The sequence below is a fragment of the Methylococcus sp. S1M genome, assembly GCF_051295855.1.
GTDB classification, from domain to species: Bacteria; Pseudomonadota; Gammaproteobacteria; order Methylococcales; family Methylococcaceae; genus Methylococcus; species Methylococcus capsulatus.
The window spans coordinates 216,974-235,933 of sequence record NZ_JBPDXO010000005.1; the positions used below are offsets into that span (position 1 = coordinate 216,974).

Below are 18,960 nucleotides of genomic sequence, written 5' to 3' on the forward strand. Positions count from 1 at the left end.
AAGTTACAACGGCCGTGAGCCGAAGGATAGGGAGGACCCGGGCCCTCGATCCGCCGGGGAATCCGGAAAGGGACGGACCGCGGAAGGCAGGCCCGGGGGGCGCCTTCCGCGGTGCGACGAGCATGCGTGGAAGGCCGTTATTTCCTGGCCGCACGCTCCTGGGCTTCCTTGATGACTTCGTCCGCGACGTTCTTCGGGCAAGGCATGTAGTGCGAGAACTCCATGGAGAATTGGCCGCGGCCGGAAGTCATGGTGCGCAGATCGCCGATGTAGCCGAACATTTCGGACAGCGGAACCTCGGCCTTGATGCGCACGCCGGTCACGCCGGCTTCCTGCGACTTGATCATGCCGCGGCGGCGGTTCAGGTCGCCGATCACGTCACCGACGTGGGCATCCGGGGTGAACACGTCCACCTTCATGATGGGTTCCAGCAGCTGCGGCGCCGCCTTCGGCACGGATTGGCGGAACGCCGCCTGGGCCGCGATTTCGAAGGCGATCGTCGAAGAGTCCACGGCGTGGAAGCCGCCATCGGTCAGGTTGACCTTGAAATCGACGCATGGGTAGCCCGCCAAGACACCCTTGCCGAGCATGCTCCTGAAGCCTTTTTCGACCGCCGGCCAGAATTCACGCGGCACGTTGCCACCGGTCACGGTCGATTCGAACACGAACCCCGACCCCGGCTCGCCGGGTTCGATGACGTAGTTGATCTTGGCGTACTGGCCGGAACCGCCGGTCTGCTTCTTGTGGACGTACTCGTCCTCGACGCGCCTGGTGATGGTTTCCCGGTAGGCCACCTGCGGCTTGCCGACGTTCACTTCCACCCCGTGGGTACGCTTCAGGATGTCCACTTTGATGTCGAGGTGGAGCTCGCCCATCCCTTTGAGGATGGTTTCGCCGGATTCCTGGTCGGTCTCGACGTGGAAAGACGGGTCCTCCTGCACCATCTTGCCGAGGGCGATGCCCATTTTCTCGTTGGCAGCCTTGTCCTTGGGCGTAACCGCGATGGAGATGACGGGGTCGGGGAATACCATCGGCTCCAGGGTGGCCGGCTTGTCCGGGTCACACAGGGTGTGGCCGGTCTGGACGTTCTTCATGCCCAGCACCGCCACGATGTCGCCGGCCTGGGCCGAGTCCAGCTCGTTGCGCTGATTGGCGTGCATTTCGACGATGCGGCCGATGCGCTCGGTCTTGCCGGTCGCGGTGTTGAGGACGGTGGTGCCTTTTTCCAGCCGGCCCGAGTAAAGGCGCAGGAAGGTCAGGGCGCCGTAACGGTCGTCCATGATCTTGAAGGCCAGGGCGCGCAGCGGACGATCCGGGTCGACGATGGCGAACTCGCCGGTCTCATGGCCTTCCAGGTCCACTTCGGGCTGAGGCTTGACTTCGGTCGGGTCGGGCAGATAGTCCACCACGGCGTCCAGCACCAGCTGCACGCCCTTGTTCTTGAACGAGGAGCCGCAGTAGGTCGGGAAGAAGTCCAGCTTGATGGTGCCTTTGCGGATCAGGCGCTTGAGGGTGTCGACGTCCGGCTCTTCGCCCTCGAGGTACTTTTCCATGACCTCGTCGTCCTGCTCGACGGCTTTTTCCACCAGCTCGGCGCGCCATTTTTCGACCTCGTCGGCCATCTCCGCGGGAACGTCCTTGACCTCGTATTTCATCGGGTCGCCGGAGTCATCCCAGATCCAGGCCTTGCGGGTCAGCAGCTCGACCACACCGATGAAACTCTCTTCGCGGCCGATCGGCAGGGTCATGACCAGCGGATAGGCCCCCAGGACGTCCCTGATCTGCTTGACCACGCGATAGAAGTCGGCGCCGACCCGGTCCAGCTTGTTGACGTAGATGATCCGTGCGACTTCGGAGTCGTTGGCATAGCGCCAGTTGGTCTCCGATTGCGGTTCCACGCCGCCGGAACCGCAGAATACGCCGATGCCGCCGTCGAGAACCTTGAGCGAGCGGTAGACCTCGATGGTGAAGTCGACGTGTCCCGGGGTGTCGATGATGTTGAAGCGGTGATCCTTCCAGAAACAGGTGGTGGCCGCGGACTGAATGGTGATACCACGTTCCTGCTCCTGCTCCATGAAGTCGGTCGTCGCGGCACCGTCGTGCACTTCGCCGATCTTGTGGATCTTGCCGGTGAGCTTCAAAATCCGCTCGGTGGTGGTGGTCTTGCCCGCGTCGACGTGAGCGAAGATGCCTATGTTTCGGTAACGCGATAAATCAGTCATGTCGATACTTCTGGGGGTTGGAAAAAAATTCGCCAATTATAGACCGCCGGTGCGGCATTTGTCTCCCCTTTTCGGGCTCCGCAGCCGTCCGCCCCGGCCGGCGTCGAGAGTACCACGGCCTGGTTGACGGCTTTTGACGGCCGGGCGGCGTCCGTTCACGGAACGAACACGAAAAACAGGTAGGCGACGAACAGCATCAGGTGGACCATCCCCTGCAGCACGTTGGCAAACCCGCTGATGAAAGTCATCATCGAGACCAGCAGGGTGGCGTACAGCAGGGTTTCCTCGGCGCCGTTGAGGCCGAGGGTCAGGGAATGCCGCTGCAGGCTGGCGGCGAGCAGGATGGTCGGCACGGTCAGGCCGATGGTGGCGAGCGCGGATCCCAGGCAGATGTTGACCGCCCGTTGCATCAGATTCAGCGCCGCCGCCCGCTGCGCACCGACGCCTTCCGGGAGTAGCACCAGGGCGGCGACCACCAGGCCGCCGAGCGCGGCAGGCGTGTGGGACTCTTCGATCGCGAAATCGATGACCGAACCGAGGTGTTCCGCGAGGAGAACGACGGGCAGGAGTGCCGCCAGCAGGCCCGACGAGGTCCGGAGGATGGCGCCGCGGCGGCTGCGAAGCGTGGGGGCGGTGCCGTCGTTTTCGGGCTCTTCGTCGAGGACGGCGCTCATGTTGGCGAAATAGGACCGGTGCCGGCCGGTCTGGATGATCAGGAACACCCCGTACACGAGCAGACACAGTATCCCCAGGAACGCTTCCTGGACGGGGGCCAGGGTCGGTCCGCCGGTGCTGCTGGTATAGTTCGGCAGCACCAGGAGCAGCAGCGAGAGGGGGGCGATGAGGTGCAGGAACGACAGGGCACCGCGTAGGTTGAACGACTGTTCGACGTTGATCCAGCCGCCGCTGACCAGGGAGACGCCGACCATGCCGTTGAGTACGACCATCAGGGTGGCGAAGATGGTGTCGCGCAGCATCGAGGGATTTTGACCGCCGCCGGCCATGACCATCAGCATCAGGCTGACCTCGATGGCGGTGGCCGACAGGGTCAGGACCAGCGTGCCATAGGGCTCTTCCAGCAGTTCGGCCAGTTCGTCGGCGTGCCGGACTACCGAGAAGACGCAGCCCAGCATGGTGCAGAATGTCAGTGCGGAGCCGGCGGCCAGCACCGCGAGGCTGTCACCCCGCCCGAACTTGTGGCCGCTGAGCAGCAGGATGATCCAGATGAGCCAGCCCAGAACGACGGAAACGTGGTCGCGGAGGATTTTCCGGGACTTCGAGGGGGGGGACATGGTTGTGACGCACTTTCGTTTTGCTCTTCTGTCTTAAGGATACCATTCGCGGGCGCGGCTTCCGGTGCTGCGGCCGGGTGTCGGGGACGGAGGAAACGAGGATCGGACGGTATGGTGATGTTTCGGAAATTCAGAGGTCTCCCGCGGTTGCCGACGTGGGTGCTGTTCGTCCTGCCGGTGCTCGCCGCTGCCGCGGCGGATCGGCCGGTGACGGAGGTGCTGGGAATCGCCGACCTTGGCGGTCTCGATCAGGGCGAAATCGTTTCCTACGACGTCCGCGAGCCGACCGACAAGACCCTTGCCGCCGGCTTGGCCATGTACGTCGAGGCGCCGCCCGAGCGGCTGATCGCCGCGGTCCGCAATGGAGCGCTGCTGATGGGGGATTCCGACGTGATCGCCGCGGGCATTTTTCTTCCGGCCGGCGGTCCGGAGGCGCTGAACGGCTTCGAATTCGGCCCTTCCGATGCCGAGGAGGCGGAAGCCTTGAGCGAAGTCGAGCCCGGCCCGGAATTCAATTTCTCGGCGGCCGAAATCCAGGGATTCAGAGCGCTGGGCCGGACCTTGGCGCATGTCTCCGAAACGGAGAAGCTGCGCCTCCTGTCGCGCCGATATCGGGAGGTTTTGTGGCAACGGCTGGATGGCTACCGCAGATACGGCGCGGACGCCATCGAGCCTTATGCCCGTTCCGGGGGCGCCACCGTGGACGTGGCCGCGGAGTTGAGGACATTCACCGAGCAAAGCGCGGTGCTGCGCCACTACGCGCCTGAATTGCAGGCGGCTTTGCTGCGGTTTCCGGCGCCTTCAGAGGCGGCCAGCACTCTGCAATGGGTCGAGCGTAAGGTGGAGGGGCGCCCCACCGTGATCCTGGTTCATCAGATGGTCCAGCCCAAGGCTGGTGGCGCCCTCGTTGCGGTGCGCGATTTCTATGTCGGCCATTCTTTCAATTCCAGCCAGATGGTGCTCGGCATTCTGCCGTATCGGCAAGGGAGCCTGGTGTTTTACAGCCACTGCACTTCGACGGATCAGGTCGCCGGCGTCGGCGCCGGCCTCAAGCACGCGATAGGGCGGGAGCGCTTGAGGGCGGTCATGTTCGGGCGAATGGAGCGGCTCAAGGCCTCGGTGCGTTGATGCCGGCATTTTTCGGGTGGCAACGGGATTTGATGGCCATGGTCCTGCCGTACGGACAGCCGGATCTGATCTACTTCTTCGACGGCCTGTCGTTCATTCTGCTCGCTGCCGTCTGCGGGGCGATCCACGACCGAAGCCGCCAGCGCCTACCCTGGCTGTGGCTGGGGATGTTCGGTATCGCTCATGGCGCCGACGAATGGCTGGACCTGTTCGCCGCCTCGCTGGGGGATCATCCGGTCTTCGCCTGGGCGCGGTTGGCGGTTTTGACGATTTCCTTCCTCTGCCTGTTCCATTTCGGCGTCCAGGGGCTGGTCAGCCAGGGTGTCCGGCTGCCCGTGCGGGGGGTTTATCTGGTCCAGGCGCTCGTGTTCGTAGCGGTGGGGCTGCTGTCCCCGAGTGCAGGTGGCGGCTCGAGCGGCGTGTTGTATGACGCCCTGGGGCTCCCGGGCGCGCTGGCGGCGGTCGGGGCGTTCGTTCGGGCGGCGCGGACCGCGCGAGGACGGTACGACGTCGCCCTCGTCGCGGCGGCCCTGGCGATGGCCGTCTTCGCCGTGAGCCTGGGGGTTGCCGGGTCGGGCACGTCCCGTTTTCCTCCGGCCACCCTGACCGCGCCGCTGCTGCGCGCTCTCTGTGCGTTGGCCATGGGGGCGGGAATCTGGCTTCATTACCGGCGCTCGGGCGAGCTTCCGGTCCCCGCGGAGGAACTCAGTTCCGGTCTGGGATTCGGTGTCAGGCTGGTCCTGGTCGCGTCGGTCGTGCTGGGGGCTGCATTCGTATTGACCGAGCTTTTCGGGCATGCGGCCGACCGGAGCGTCCGCCGCGAGTTGTCGATCCAGGCCGAAACCGTGGCGGCGTCGATCAACCCGGAGTGGATTCGTCAGGTCCGTACGGGGGCCACGGAGGTTCGGGAACGGGAGGAGCATTGGCTCATCAGCCAGCTCCTGCGCATCGATGCCGCGGACCCCAAACTCAAGGGCCTTTACCTCCTGATTCCGGCGGAAGGGGGGGCGATGCGCGCCATCGGCTCCAGCGCGGGCGACATCGAGCCACCCCGGAATGGCGTCGAAGGGCGGGGGTGGCCGAACACGGAGCATGCGGAAGCCGTGGCCGGCGTGTTTACCAGCGGCCGGTCACGGGTGCTCGGTCTGGCCCATGGGGATGGCAAGGACACGGTTTCCGCTTTCGCGCCGGTGCGGGACACGGAGACCGGGGAGATTTTCGCCGCTCTGGGCCTGGAGATCGACGCGGCGGTGAGGCGGGACCGGGTCGCGGCTTACCGCGTGGTCGCCATCGCCATCGCCCTGCTGATCGCCATGGGCACGCTCGGCTTCGAGGTGAGCCGTCAGCGCCTGTGGCTGTCTTCACGGATCGCCAAGGCCGAGCGGCGCCGGCTGGCGGAGGCTCAGCGTCTCGCCCGCGTGGGGAGCTGGGTCTATGACCCGGCGACGGACCGCATGACTTGGTCGGAGGAAACCTACCGGATTTTCGGGCTTCCCTCCGACGGTGAGGTTCCCCATCGGTATCGGGAGTTCGCCGCCCTGTTTGCCCCGGAAGACCGTGAGCTCATCGAGGCCGCGCTGCGGGGCGGACGCGACGATCTGCTCGGGGTGGAACGGCCGCTGTGTGTGAGGCGGGCGGACGGCGCGGTGCGGCAGGTGAACTTCAAGGTCGAACTCCAGGGACGGCGGGGAGATTCGGGGCCGGTGCTGCAGGGTACCCTGCAGGACGTCACCGAACGCTGGGAAGCCGAACGGGCGCTGCGGCAATCCGAGGAAAGGCTGCGCCTGCACGTCGAACACCTGCCGCTGGCGGTGATCGAGTGGGACCTGGATTTCATCGTCAGCCGCTGGAATCCGGCGGCGGAAAGAATCTTCGGCTACGGTGCGGACCGGATGATCGGCCGTTCCGCCGGCATACTGTTTCCGGAGGACGTACTGGAGCAGGCGGAAGCGATCTGGCGGGAGGTATCGGGAGGGTCCGGCAACCGTGTCGTCACCGCCAATGTGACGGCGGACGGTCGCACGATACGTTGCGAATGGTACAACACCCCGCTGACGACGCCGGACGGCAAGTTGATCGGCGTGGCCTCGCTGGTGGACGACATCACCCGGCGCGAGGCGGTCGAGGCCGAGCTGCGGCTGGCGGCGACGACCTTCGAGACCGACGAAGCCATTCTGATCGCCGGTGCCGACGGCAGGATTCTGAGGGTCAACGCGGCGTTCAGCCGGATCACGGGCTACCGGCAGGAGGACGTGGTCGGCCGGAATCCCCGGCTGTTCAAGTCGGGCCTGCATGGCGCGGAGTTCTACCGGGAGGTCTGGCGCAGCCTCGAACAGACGGGGCGCTGGCAGGGCGAGATCTGGAACCGGCGGAAGAACGGCGAGGTCTATCCCGAGCGCAAGACCATCACCGCGGTTCGGTCGGCCAACGGGGACATCACGCACTACGTCGCGATTTCCTCGGACATTTCCGAACTCAAGCGCACGGAAGAAAAGATCCGCCAGCTCGCCTATTACGATTCCCTGACCGGCCTGCCGAACCGGAGTCTGATCTTCGAGCGGCTCACGCAGCAGATGAAAGCGGCGCGGCGCGAGGGAACCTACGGCGCGCTGCTGTTCATGGACCTGGACTATTTCAAGACCCTGAACGACTCGCTGGGCCACCACATGGGCGACCGCCTGCTGGTCCAGGTGGCCGAGCGCCTGAAAAACTGCCTGGAGGACGAGGAAGCGGCGGCCCGCCTCGGGGGGGACGAATTCGTCGTCCTGCTCGCGCCGGTCAAGCCCAGCGCCTCGGTTGCGGCGGGCCAGGCGATCGTCCATGCGCGGCGGGTGCGCGAGCTGCTCTCGGCGCCGTTTCAGCTCGACGATTACGTGCACTATATCTCCGTGAGCATCGGCATCGCGCTGTTTCCCGACGGCGCGAACACCGCCGAGGATGTGCTCAAACAGGCGGACACGGCCATGTACGTGGCAAAGAACGAGGGGCGCGACGGCGTCCGTTTCTACGAGAGCGCGATGGAGGCCGTCGTCCGCGGCCGGCTGGAGCTGGAAAAGGCCTTGCGGAAGGCGCTGGCCAACGACGAGTTCGAGGTCTACTACCAGCCGCAGATGCTCGGTGACGGGCGGGTGGTGGGTGCCGAAGCCCTGATCCGCTGGTTCCATCCCGAACGCGGTGCGATCTCCCCCGATCAGTTCATACCGGTCTGCGAGCAGAACGGCATGATACTGCGGGTGGGGGCTATCGTGCTGAGGCGGGCCTGCGCCTGTCTGGCCGAGATTCGGGCGCAGGGCTTGGCCCTGCCGAAGCTTTCCGTGAACGTCAGTCCGCGCCAGTTCATGCGCAGCGACCTGATGACCCAGTTGGAGCAGTTCTGCCTGGAGAACGGCGTTTCGCCGACGGACCTTTGCCTCGAACTGACGGAAGGTGTGCTGCTGAACCATACCGAGCTCGCCGTCGCGCAGATCGGGCGCCTGAAGAACCTCGGCGTGAGTTTTTCCATCGACGATTTCGGAACGGGCTATTCCTCCCTGGCCTATCTGAAACATCTGCCGCTGGACGACCTCAAGATCGCCTCGGCGTTCGTCCGCGATCTGGAGCAGGACAGCAGTGACGCGGCCATCGTCGAGACCATCGTCAGCATGGCGCGCCATCTGGGACTCGACGTCATTGCCGAAGGCGTGGAAACCCGGACCCAGGTCGAGATCCTGGAGCGTTACGGCTGCCACCGGTTCCAGGGCAACTACTTCGCCCGGCCGCTGCCCAAGGACGACTTCATCCGCTTCGTCGCCGAACGTCAGCGCCGCGCCTGAGTCCCTTCCCGGCGAGGGGCGGCAGCTCCCGCCATTCCCCCGGCGCCAGGCCTTCCAGCGTCCAGGCGCCGATGGCCCAGCGGATCAGGCGCAGCGTCGGGAAGCCCACCGCCGCCGTCATGCGCCGCACCTGCCGGTTGCGGCCCTCGCGGATGACCAGTTCCAGCCAGGTGGTGGGAATGGTGGCGCGGAAACGGACCGGCGGATCGCGCGGCCACAGCCAGGCCGGTTCGGGGATGATGTTCGCCTCGGCCGGAAGGGTGAGACCGTCGTTCAGCCGCACCCCCCGTCGCAGCCGGTTCAGCGCCGCTTCGTCGGGCAGCCCTTCGACCTGGACCCGATAGGTCTTCGCCATCTTGTGGCGGGGATCGGCGATCCGGGCCTGCAGGCGGCCGTCGTCGGTGAGGACGATGAGCCCCTCGGAATCGCGGTCCAGGCGGCCGGCGGGACGGACCCAGGGGATGGGAATGAAGTCGGCCAGCGTCGCCCGGCCGTGTTCACGGTCGGTGAACTGGGTCAGAACGCCGTAAGGCTTGTTGAAGATAATGATGCGGGACATGACCAGATGATACGGAAAACCAGGCCGCCCCGGGCGGGCGGCGCCCCCGGGAAACGCGGAGCCGGGCCCGCGGTACGGGCGGCGCGGCCGGCCCACTCCGGCGCGGCGGAAGAGAAGCTCGGCAAGATCGCCGGACTGTCCGCCGTGGCCGCGGTGTTCCGGCGTGAGCCCGAACGGGTGGTGCGGCTCTACTACGACGACTCGATGAAAACGGCGGCCGGCCCCTTCTGCGCCGTGCTGGCGCGGCTGCGCCGGCCGTACCGCCTGCTGCCGCCGGAGGAAATGGCGCGGGTCGCCGGCACCGTCCTGCACGGCGGCATCGTCGCCGCGGTCAGGCCGCGCGAGGTGCCGGACCTCACCCTCGAGACCGCGCAGCGCTGGGCGAAAGCAGGCGCCGCCACGGTCCTGCTCGATGGCGTGGGCAATCCCCACAACCTCGGCGCCATCGCCCGGACCTTGGCCTTCTTCGGCCTGGGTCATCTGGTCCTGTCGGACCATCCGGCCCAAGCCGGCCTGTCCGACGCGGCCTACCGGGTGGCCGAAGGCGGGCTGGAGTTCCTGGACGTCCGTCGCCTCACCGGCGCGGCGCAAGCGCTGCGAAGCTTGCGCCCCCATTTCCATGTCGTCGGTACCGCCCTGCATGCCAGAGGCATTCCCCCGGAAGCCGTGCCGCGGGACCGCCGTCCCATTCTGCTGGTGCTGGGCAACGAGGAAAACGGCTTGCCGCCGCCGACCCTCGCCGCCTGCGAAACCGTCGTCACCATTCCGGGCGGCGGGCAGATCCAGTCTCTGAACGTCTCGGCCACCGCGGCGATCCTGACGTATTCGCTGCTCCTCCGGCAAACGGAACGCTAGGGGCACGGGTTGCCGAGATTCCGTTACCCTATGTCGAGATCGAGGTTTCAGGAACCGCTTCGTTTCCATCGGCCGGACGACAAGGACCCGCTCCATGACAGAAATCGACTCCACTCTGCGCGAACTGATTCTTCGCCACGTTCCCGCGAACGGCGCCAGCATCGGCGACCAGGCCCTGCTGGAGCGGCTGGCGCAATCGCTGGACGGCGAGGTGTCCGAGGAGGACTTCCGCCGGGTGCGCGATGCCCTGATCGCGGAAGGCTTGTTGGCGAGCGGACGCGGCCGGGGCGGCTCGGTCATGCGTGCCGTGCCGGCGGATCACGAGGGCGACGAGCCGTTGCTGAACGTTCAAGTGCAGGTCGCGCCGCCGAAGGCCGCGCCCCGCGGCGCGCCGCAAGCCGGCCCGGTTCCGCGCGCCAGACCCGGCGACGCGATCCAGGTTCTCAGCTACCGCCATGGCGACAAGCGCAGGAACAACCCCCACGTCGGCATGGTGGACGCCGCCAGCGACGGCGTGGAGGAGGAGACCTGCTGGGCCTACGACCCGCACATCGACCCTGCGCTCCAGTTCGACAGCGCCCGCGCCCGGGTGGAAAACCTCATCGACGACGCCCTCGCCTCCGGCGACCCGGACCACATGCGCCAAGCCTTGCAGCAGCTCAAGCGCATGCAGGCGCCCTATCTCAACTGGACCGGCAAGGCCGAGCGCACCAGTTTCGAGGTGGACACCGTGTCCCTCCACGTGCACGAACGCATCGACCCGGCGACCATAATTGCCGCCGTGCAAAAGCAGCCAAAGAACGCCTCTAGCGGCGGCAGGGCGCCCTCATCCCAAACCCTTCTCCCGCCTGCGGGAGAAGGGCTTCACACCCCCTCTCCCGCGGCGACAGGGACCATATCCCACCCCTCTCCCGCGGGCGGGAGAGGGGCAGGGGTGAGGGCCGCCTTCCAACCCGACCTCTTCTCCGCCCCCTTCGAAAACCTGCCGCTGCGCGAAGCCATCGCCTTCTACAAGCACGAGCGCGACTGGGCCAACCGCCTCATCGCCGGCGACTCCCTGCTGGTGATGAACTCGCTCATCCAGAAGGAGAGCATGGCCGGCCAGGTGCAGATGATCTACATCGACCCGCCCTACGGCATCAAATACGGCTCCAACTTCCAGCCCTTCGTCAACAAGCGCGACGTGAAGGACCGCAGGGACGAGGATCTGACCCAGGAACCGGAAATGATCAAGGCCTTCCGCGACACCTGGGAGCTGGGCATCCATTCCTATCTGACCTATCTGCGCGACCGGCTGCTGCTGGCGAGGGAATTGTTGAGCGAATCGGGCAGCGTGTTCGTGCAGATTTCGGATGAGAATCTGCACCATGTGCGGGAGGTGATGGATGAGATATTTGGGGAGAACCACTTCATATCTTTGATTACGTTCGCCAAGACTACTGGAGCAACAAATACGTTCTTGCCCGGCACCACAGATTACTTGGTTTGGTATGGTAAGAACTCTGAGAAAACCAAATACAACGCACTTTATATCGAGAAAGAATTGGGCGGCCTTGGCGCTCAAGCTTACAATAAGGTGGAGACATCGAATTTGGCAAGACGAGGTTTTACGGTTAACGAGCAGAGTAACCCTTCATCTATTCCAGCCGATGCGCGTGTGTATGCCATTGATAATCTCACCAGCCAAAGCGAAGGCCGGCAAAAGGGCGAAGGAGCTGCGTGCTGGTTCCCTGTCTTGCTTGACGGCTACAAATTTCTTCCTAGCGTCAAAGGTCGATGGAAAACCAATGAAGATGGAATGCGGCGTTTAAGTCGCGCCCGACGATTATCTGCTGCGGGAAATACCCTGAGGTATGTTCGGTACTTCCATGATTTTCCTGTATTCCCAATTACAAATAGCTGGTCAGACACAGGGGTTGCTGGCTTTTCATCCGACAAACGATATGTCGTTGAGACAAACACCAAAGTCATCGAACGCTGTCTCCTGATGACCACCGACCCCGGCGACCTCGTGCTGGACCCCACCTGCGGTTCCGGCACCACCGCCTTCGTCGCCGAGAAATGGGGCCGGCGCTGGATCACCTGCGACACTTCCCGCGTCGCCGTCACCCTGGCCAAGCAGCGCCTGCTGACCGCCAGCTACGACTACTACGAGCTGAAATACCCCCACGAGGGCCTGAAGGGCGGCTTCATCTACAAGACCGTGCCCCATGTGACGCTGAAGTCCATCGCCAACAACCCGGAGATCGACGAAATCTACGAGCGCATGCACCCGGCCATCGAACGGGCGCTGGCGGAGCTGAATGCGGCGCTCCAGTCACCCTCACCCCCGGCCCCTCTCCCGCCCGCGGGAGAGGGGAAAACAGCAAAGGACTCTCTCCCGTCCGCGGCAGAGGGGGGAACAGCGCCCCCGTCTACGGGAGAGGGGGAGACAGCACTCCCGCCTACGGGAGAGTGGAGAACAACACCCCCGCCTACGGGAGAGTGGAGAACAACACCCCCGTCTGCGGGAGAGTGGAGAACAACACCCCCGTCTGCGGGGGAGGGGAGAACGGCGAAGGCATCGCTCGCGTCTCGGGGAGAGGGGAGTGAGAGCCCTTCTCCCGCGGGTGGGCGAGCCGTAGCGAGCGCCGTAACCGAAACGGCAGGAAGGAAGGTCTGGAATGAGAGCACCTCGCTCCCCTCTCCCGCGGGCGGGAGAGGGGCCGGGGGTGAGGGCGCCGAATGGGACTACATCCCCCACCCGCCCGCCAGGCTGCCCGAAGACCTGAAGCGCCACGCCCGCGCCATGCGCAGGACCGCCACGGACGCGGAAAACCTCATGTGGCGGTTGCTGCGCAACCGCCGGCTGGCCAACGCCAAATTCCGGCGGCAACACCCCATCGGCGAGTACATCGCGGACTTTTATTGCGACGAGCATGGGTTGGTGGTCGAACTCGACGGTGGCCAGCACGCGGAGCAGAAAACTTACGACGAACGGCGCACCGCGTTTTTGCAAAGCCAAGGGCTGACGGTTCTGCGGTTCTGGAACCATCAGGTGTTGGACGAGACGGAAGCGGTGTTGCAGGTGATTTGGGAGCATGTCGCCAGGAACGATACCCTCACCCCTAGCCCCTCTCCCGCCAGCGGGAGAGGGGAAAACGAAAACCCTTCTCCCGCGGGCAGCGGAGGGGAAAACGAAAACCCTTCTCCCGCGGGCAGCGGAGGGGAAAACGAAAACCCTTCTCCCGCGGGCGGCGGAGGGGAAAACGAAAACCCTTCTCCCGCGGGCGGCGGAGGGGAAAACGAAAGCCCCTCTCCCGCGGGCGGCGGAGGGGAAAACGAAAGCCCCTCTCCCGGGGGCGGCAGAGGGGAAAATGAAAGCCCTTCTCCCGCGGGCGGGAGAAGGGTCTGGGATGAGGGTGTTTCCAATCCACCCGCCACAGGCGATTCCCTCGCCCCAACCCCTCTCCCGCCTACGGGAGAGGGGCTCAAGGAGTGGGAGGTTCCTTTCGACTTTCCCCCCGGTTGGCCGGCATCCGCCCGCGCGCCTTTCGACGCTTTCCACGCCGCGCGCCAGGCCATGCAGCGGCAGATGGACGCGTCCATCGCCGCTCACGCCGACCAGGAAACCCTCTACGACCAGCCGCTGGTGTCCAAAACCAAGCTGCGGATCACCGGCCCCTTCACCGTGGAGGCGGTGCCCTTTCCCACGGTGCTGGCACTGGAGCCCTCACCCCAACCCCTCTTCCAGGGAGAGAGGGACGTCGGATTTGTGGCCGACACGGCGGTGGCCCGCTCCGGCGAAACCTCCCGGCAGGCCCGCTGGCGCGACGAGCTGCTGAAAACCGGCATCCGCGGCAAGGGCGGGCAAATCCTCAAGCTGGCCGACCTGGAACCGCTGCCGGGGGCGCGCTACATCCATGCGGTGGGCACGGTGGCGGAGGAATCCTTTCCCTCACCCCAACCCCTCTCCCGCTTGCGGGAGAGGGGCTTTGATCGCGTCGCCGTGAGCTTCGGCCCGGAACACGCAGCGCTGGAGCAGCGCCAGGTGGAAATCGCCATGCGCGAGGCGGGCGAACTGTTCCCCCTGCCCAAGATGCTGGTGTTCTGCGCCTTCACCTTCGATCCGGAAGCGGCCAAGGACATCGACAACATCAAGGGCATCACCGCCCTCAAGGTGCAGATGAACACCGACCTGCTCACGGAGGATTTGAAGAAGGCCCGCGCCAGCAACGAATCCTTCTGGCTGATGGGCCAGCCGGACGTGGAGGTGCGCAGGATTCCCTCACCCCAGCCCTCTCCCGGAGGGAGAGGAAGCGACTGGTATCAGGTCGAAGTCCACGGCTTCGACTACTTCGACACGGTCACCGGTGAGCTGAAATCCGGCGGCAAGAAACAGATCGCCCTATGGCTGTTGGACACCGACTACGACAACCGCTCCCTGTTCCCCAGGCAGGTGTTCTTCCCCATGGCCGGCGCCAAGGATGGCTGGTACAAGCTGAAAAAGGACATCCGCGCCGAACTGGACGAAGACCTGCTGGAGCAGTTCCATGGCACGGTGTCGCTGCCGTTCGAGGCGGGCGAGAACCGTTGCATAGCGGTCAAGATCGTGGATGACCGGGGGATCGAGTCATTGAAAGTCATGGCCCTGGATTGATGCCCAAGTCACTCATCATCAATTCCCCCTACGCCCGGCCCACCCGGCACTGGGAGCAAGACGCCCACGGCCGCGTGCTCCAGATCGTCGAAGGCCGCCGCAAGGCCGGGTACGAGATGTTCGACACGCGCACCCACACCCGCCGGGTGGAGGAGCTGGAGCTGGTCAACCGCATCCGCGAGCGCGTGGACGACTGGCGGGATGCGGGCTTTCCCGGCATCACCAGCGTCACCCGTCGCTTGCTGGAGCATTGGCATGACCGCGAGGCGCGGCCATTGCCGTTCTATTTCTGTCAACTGGAAGCCATCGAAACGCTGATCTGGTGGGTCGAGGGGCCGCAGGAATTCAAGCAGGGCATTTACTTGCCCGGCGACGGCGGGCCGTGGGAGCGCGTCTGCAACAAGATGGCGACGGGTACCGGCAAGACCCCGCTGATGGGGTTGATCATCACCTGGCAGGTGTCGAATGCGCTCACCTACCCCAAGCGGAAGGAGTTTTCGGCGGCGATCTTCGTGGTGGCCCCGGGCCTGACGGTGAAGGAGCGCCTGCAGGTGCTCCATCCGGGGCACGGGAAGAACGTGTACGACGAATTCCGCCTGTGCCCCAACGAGGCCATGCGCCAGAAGATCAACCAGGCCGCGCTGCGGGTGGAGAACTGGCACACGCTGATGCCGCTCAAGGAGCCGGACCGCTCGGTGGTGAAAAAGGGCGCGGAGAGCGACGAAGCCTTCACCCGGCGGGTGCTGGGCAAACTGGCCGGTTACAGGGACATCGTGGTCATCAACGACGAAGCCCACCACGCCTATCGGCAGCGCGCCGAGCTCAAGGTGAGCAAGAAGGAGGCGGAGGAGCTGGGCATCGACCTGGACGAGGCCACCCGCTGGATCGAAGGGCTGGACCGCATCCACGGGACCCGCCGCATCCGCCGCTGCTTCGACCTTTCCGCCACGCCCTTCGCGCCCACCGGCAAGAAATCCACGGAAAAAGGCCTGTTCGACTGGATCGTTTCCGACTTCGGCCTGAACGACGCCATCGAAGCCGGGCTGGTGAAGACGCCGCGCGTGGTGGTGCGCGACGACGCGCTGGCCAATGCCCAGAGCTATAAGTCCAAGCTCTATCACCTTTATGACGAAGCCGAGGTGAAGGAAGACCTGAACCGCAAGGCCGGGCCGCACGAGCCGCTGCCGGACCTGGTGCAGAAGGCCTATGCCCTGCTGGCCCACGACTGGCGGGAAACGGCCCGGCGATGGCGGGAGGCCGGGCATGACACGCCGCCGGTCCTGCTGACGGTATGCAATCGCACCGAGACCGCCGCGCGCATCGAACGCTTTTTCAACGGGGGCGACTGTCCGATCGGCGAAACCCGGGCGCCGGACCGGACCTTGCGGGTGGATTCCAAAGTGCTGGAGAAAGCCGAACGGGGCGAATCCGTCACCCGCGACAAGGACTATGCCGAGCGGCTGGAGGCGATCATTCGGGCGGCGGGACTGCCGGACGACGAACGCGACGATTTGCTCAACGCCAAACAGGAAGAGCAGTTGCGCGCCCTCGTCGATACCGTCGGTAAACGCGGCAAGCCCGGGCAGCGGCTGCAGAACGTCATTTCCGTGGCGATGCTTTCCGAGGGCTGGGATGCCGCCAACGTCACCCACATCATGGGGCTCCGTGCCTTCACCAGCCAGTTGCTGTGCGAGCAGGTGATCGGCCGGGGTCTGCGGCGCGTCGCCTACGAGCGGGACGAGGACGGGCTGTTCCTGCCGGAATATGTGAACGTGTTCGGCGTGCCGCTTTCCATTTTCCAGGACGTGGGCGAAGGCGGCGAACCGCCGCCACCGCCCAAGCCCAGCATACAGGTGGAAGTGGTGCCCGGCCGTCAGCCGCTGGAAATCCGCTGGCCCAACGTGCTGCGGGTGGATACGGTGCTGCGGCCCACACTGGTCATGGACTGGGAGGCCGTGACACCCCTCACGCTGGACCCGATGCAGACGCCCATCCACGCGGAAATCGCCCCGGCGCTGGCGGGGCAGGCCGATCTTTCCAAGGTGAGCGAGATCGATTTGGAAAAGGCCGCGGCGGAGTTCCGCCTGCAGAATCTCGTCTTCCGAGCCGCCCGAAAGCTCTATCTGCAAAGCGCGGACGTCTTCGCGGCGGACAAGCAATACCTGGCCGTGCAGTTGATCCGGCTGGTCGAGCAATTCCTGGTCGGCGACAGGCTGCGTATTCCCAGTCTGTGGCATCGAGACCCCTTGTGGCGCCGCCTGTTGCTGGCCATGAACATGGACACCGTCGTCGGCCACGTGAGCCGGTTCGTGCAGGTACAGAACACGGAAAAATTGGCGGCCTGCTTCGACCAGGAAAATCCGATCGGCTCCACCGCCTTCATGCGTACCTGGTACACCACCAGGCCTTGCGCTCCCACCAGGAAATCGCAGATCAGCCACGTGGCGTATGACAGCGTGTGGGAAAAAGCCGTGGCGGATTTGTGCGAGACGGAACCGGCCGTGCTGGCCTGGGCCAAGAACGACCACCTGGATTTCAAGGTGCGCTATCTCTACCGCGGCTCTTCACGCAACTTCGTGCCGGACTACCTGATACGCCTGAGCAACGGCAAGACCCTGGTGCTGGAAGTGAAAGGCCGGGACAGCGAACGGAACCGCGCCAAACGGGCCGCGATGGAGATCTGGGTGAAAGCAGTGAACGAACAGGGTGGTTTCGGCCGGTGGTGCTTCTCCGTCGTATTCGAGCCGGCGCGGATGCGGGACACGCTCCTCTTGCATGCGGGATGAGGGCGGCGCGTCGAACGAAACGGCAGTCGGCGGGCCGGGTTCGGCCCCGGACTCAGCGGAACGTGCCCTTACGGATATTGAAGAACGCCAGCTCCGGCAGGCTGACCAGCATGCCGCGGAGGCCGCGGTGGAGGGTGCGGCCGGCGTCGAAGGGGAGGGTCGGGATACCGGCCAGGGCTTCGGCGGCGCCGACGGCCAGATTGGCGGCGCCGAACAGGGGACGCGGCCACGTTGCGTCGTCGGTGAAGAACAGGAACAGCGAGTCCTCGTCGTTGTGACGGTAGATCGCGGAGCTCAGGGGGCTGAGTTCGGCGAGGTAGGCTTCGGCGTCGAGGCTTTCGAGGAAAAGCTTGCGGCGCGAGGCGAGTTCGAGGGATTCCGTGATGCGGTAGCGGCGTTCGACGCTTTGTGCCGAGACGAAGGGAATGGCGTCGGCCGCCGTCGGCTCGATGTGTCCGCCCAGTGCCCGGGTGTCGCTCTCGTTCAGTCCGGCCAGGCCGTCGTTCAGGGTTCGGAACAGCTCGGTGACACAGTTCCGCTCGACCAGGTGATAGCGGTAGATCTGGGCCAGCCGTTCCCGCTGGGCGCTCTCGGCCGCCAGGAAGGCCGCCGCGGCATCCTGCATGGCCTCCGCGGCCAAGGCGGGGCGGACGATTTCCGTGGGGGTTCCGGGACGCGCGGGCATGAGTCCGGGAGGGATGCGCAGGCGGAACGGCGCCTTGCCCGCCAGCGCCCGGCGGGCCTCGAGCCGGCGGTTCGCCGCGTTTTCCAGCAGACTGTAGCCGACTTCGTCGAGCTCTCGGCCACCGGTCAGCTCCCGCCTGGCCAGGCGGAAGTCGGCATCCGCCGTGGTAAAGACCGGCGGGGCGCTGCTCCAGGGGAGCACGGCCGGTTCCGGTTCGCTCAGCGTGTCCAGGAACACCAGCCGGCCATAGCGCAGGGTCTTGCCCAGGGCCTCCAGGCGGGCGAAGGCGACGAGGAGGCCGGGGCCCTGGTCGGGACGGGGTCGGTCCAGCGCCGCCAGCACCCAATCTTCCAGTTTGCCGGCGAAGTTCCGCAGCGTCTCTGTCTCGTCCGCTCTGAGCGCGAATTCGCGGCCGGCCGGCGCGTGGCAGGCGTCGCGCCGGAGCGGGGCGGCGCGTTCCAGCAGCCGATAGGCTTCCAGCAACGCGTGGAAGTCGTGGTAGCGGTCGGCGAAACGGTAGCGCCAGGGCGGGGAGTGGTTGGCGTCGCTAGGCAGCGGGTCGTCCGGCGGGCCCGGGCGTAGCGCCGAGATGGCCTGACGGACCGACGCCATGCGCGTCCGAAGGCCGTCGGCCCCGTATCGGGCGAGGGCGCGGGTACGCAGACCGGCCAGCGCCGGGTCTTCGGGACGGTCCGTCCCGGCCGGCTCGAACAGGCCGAGTCCTTTCACCGGCAGACCCGGCTGTGGGGCGGGGCGTGCCAGCAGCGCCAGGAGTTCGGCGTCACGGTGGAGCGCCGCTGGCACTTCGAACTGGGCGTTCTGCCGGCGCAGAAGGCTCTCGAAGCGCTCACGCAGGGCCGTGTAGACGACCGGCGTCACCGCGATCCGGCTGATGTGGAGAGTGCGGTTCTCGGTTTCGGTGTAAAGCCGGCGGAACGGTTCGAACGCCTGGAGGGCGGCCCGGATCAGGCCGCCCTCCACG

9 protein-coding genes are annotated in these 18,960 nt (G+C 65.7%); 5 read left to right on the top strand and 4 right to left on the bottom strand.

Annotation, left to right across the window (positions count from 1 at the left end):
* Nucleotides 1-137: 137 nt before the first annotated feature.
* Complete coding sequence (gene fusA / locus ACSHWJ_RS11000) at nt 138-2,222, bottom strand: elongation factor G (RefSeq protein ID WP_218797291.1); 2,085 nt, start codon at nt 2,220-2,222, stop codon at nt 138-140.
* A 155-nt stretch (nt 2,223-2,377) separates the two neighbouring features.
* Nucleotides 2,378-3,514 carry a calcium:proton antiporter gene (locus ACSHWJ_RS11005; RefSeq protein WP_432539792.1) on the bottom strand — a complete coding sequence of 379 codons (1,137 nt, stop codon included), beginning with the start codon at nt 3,512-3,514 and terminating at the stop codon, nt 2,378-2,380.
* Nucleotides 3,515-3,631: 117 nt separating this feature from the next.
* On the opposite strand from ACSHWJ_RS11005, the gene ACSHWJ_RS11010 reads away from it, so the two are divergent.
* On the top strand, nt 3,632-4,642 hold the full coding sequence (locus tag ACSHWJ_RS11010) for a hypothetical protein (RefSeq protein WP_333688025.1): 1,011 nt from the start codon (nt 3,632-3,634) through the stop codon (nt 4,640-4,642).
* A gap of 38 nt (nt 4,643-4,680) precedes the next feature.
* Entirely contained in the window at nt 4,681-8,454 is a 3,774-nt protein-coding gene (locus ACSHWJ_RS11015; RefSeq protein ID WP_432539793.1) for a sensor domain-containing protein, read from the top strand.
* Here the strand turns inward: ACSHWJ_RS11015 and ACSHWJ_RS11020 are convergent.
* Nucleotides 8,417-9,013 carry a pseudouridine synthase gene (locus ACSHWJ_RS11020; RefSeq protein ID WP_432539794.1) on the bottom strand — a complete coding sequence of 199 codons (597 nt, stop codon included), beginning with the start codon at nt 9,011-9,013 and terminating at the stop codon, nt 8,417-8,419. The genes ACSHWJ_RS11015 and ACSHWJ_RS11020 overlap by 38 nt on opposite strands.
* A gap of 6 nt (nt 9,014-9,019) precedes the next feature.
* Here ACSHWJ_RS11020 and ACSHWJ_RS11025 point away from each other — a divergent pair, with 6 nt between their 5' ends.
* The 3 genes from ACSHWJ_RS11025 (at nt 9,020) to ACSHWJ_RS11035 (ending at nt 17,293) form a co-directional block, all read left to right on the top strand.
* The gene (locus ACSHWJ_RS11025) at nt 9,020-9,868 is read left to right on the top strand and encodes a TrmH family RNA methyltransferase (RefSeq protein WP_432539795.1); all 849 of its coding nucleotides are present in this window, start codon (nt 9,020-9,022) and stop codon (nt 9,866-9,868) included.
* Between the two features lie 94 nt (nt 9,869-9,962).
* Complete coding sequence (locus tag ACSHWJ_RS11030; RefSeq protein WP_432539796.1) at nt 9,963-14,507, top strand: DUF559 domain-containing protein; 4,545 nt, start codon at nt 9,963-9,965, stop codon at nt 14,505-14,507.
* Nucleotides 14,507-17,293, top strand: coding sequence for a BPTD_3080 family restriction endonuclease (locus tag ACSHWJ_RS11035; protein WP_432539797.1), 2,787 nt, complete (start codon nt 14,507-14,509; stop codon nt 17,291-17,293). The genes ACSHWJ_RS11030 and ACSHWJ_RS11035 overlap by 1 nt, the downstream gene beginning before the upstream one ends.
* Nucleotides 17,294-17,345: 52 nt before the next feature.
* Here ACSHWJ_RS11035 and ACSHWJ_RS11040 read toward each other — a convergent pair whose 3' ends face one another.
* A complete protein-coding gene (locus ACSHWJ_RS11040) occupies nt 17,346-18,959 on the bottom strand; it encodes a hypothetical protein (RefSeq protein WP_432539798.1) in 1,614 nt (537 codons plus the stop codon).
* Between the last annotated feature and the right edge of the window lies 1 nt (nt 18,960).

Coding starts and splice junctions, on each gene's coding strand:
- fusA (WP_218797291.1), bottom strand. CDS start 2,222: ATGACTGATTTATCGCGTTACCGAAACATAGGCATCTTCGCTCACGTC.
- ACSHWJ_RS11005 (WP_432539792.1), bottom strand. CDS start 3,514: ATGTCCCCCCCCTCGAAGTCCCGGAAAATCCTCCGCGACCACGTTTCC.
- ACSHWJ_RS11010 (WP_333688025.1), top strand. CDS start 3,632: ATGTTTCGGAAATTCAGAGGTCTCCCGCGGTTGCCGACGTGGGTGCTG.
- ACSHWJ_RS11015 (WP_432539793.1), top strand. CDS start 4,681: ATGGTCCTGCCGTACGGACAGCCGGATCTGATCTACTTCTTCGACGGC.
- ACSHWJ_RS11020 (WP_432539794.1), bottom strand. CDS start 9,013: ATGTCCCGCATCATTATCTTCAACAAGCCTTACGGCGTTCTGACCCAG.
- ACSHWJ_RS11025 (WP_432539795.1), top strand. CDS start 9,020: ATGATACGGAAAACCAGGCCGCCCCGGGCGGGCGGCGCCCCCGGGAAA.
- ACSHWJ_RS11030 (WP_432539796.1), top strand. CDS start 9,963: ATGACAGAAATCGACTCCACTCTGCGCGAACTGATTCTTCGCCACGTT.
- ACSHWJ_RS11035 (WP_432539797.1), top strand. CDS start 14,507: ATGCCCAAGTCACTCATCATCAATTCCCCCTACGCCCGGCCCACCCGG.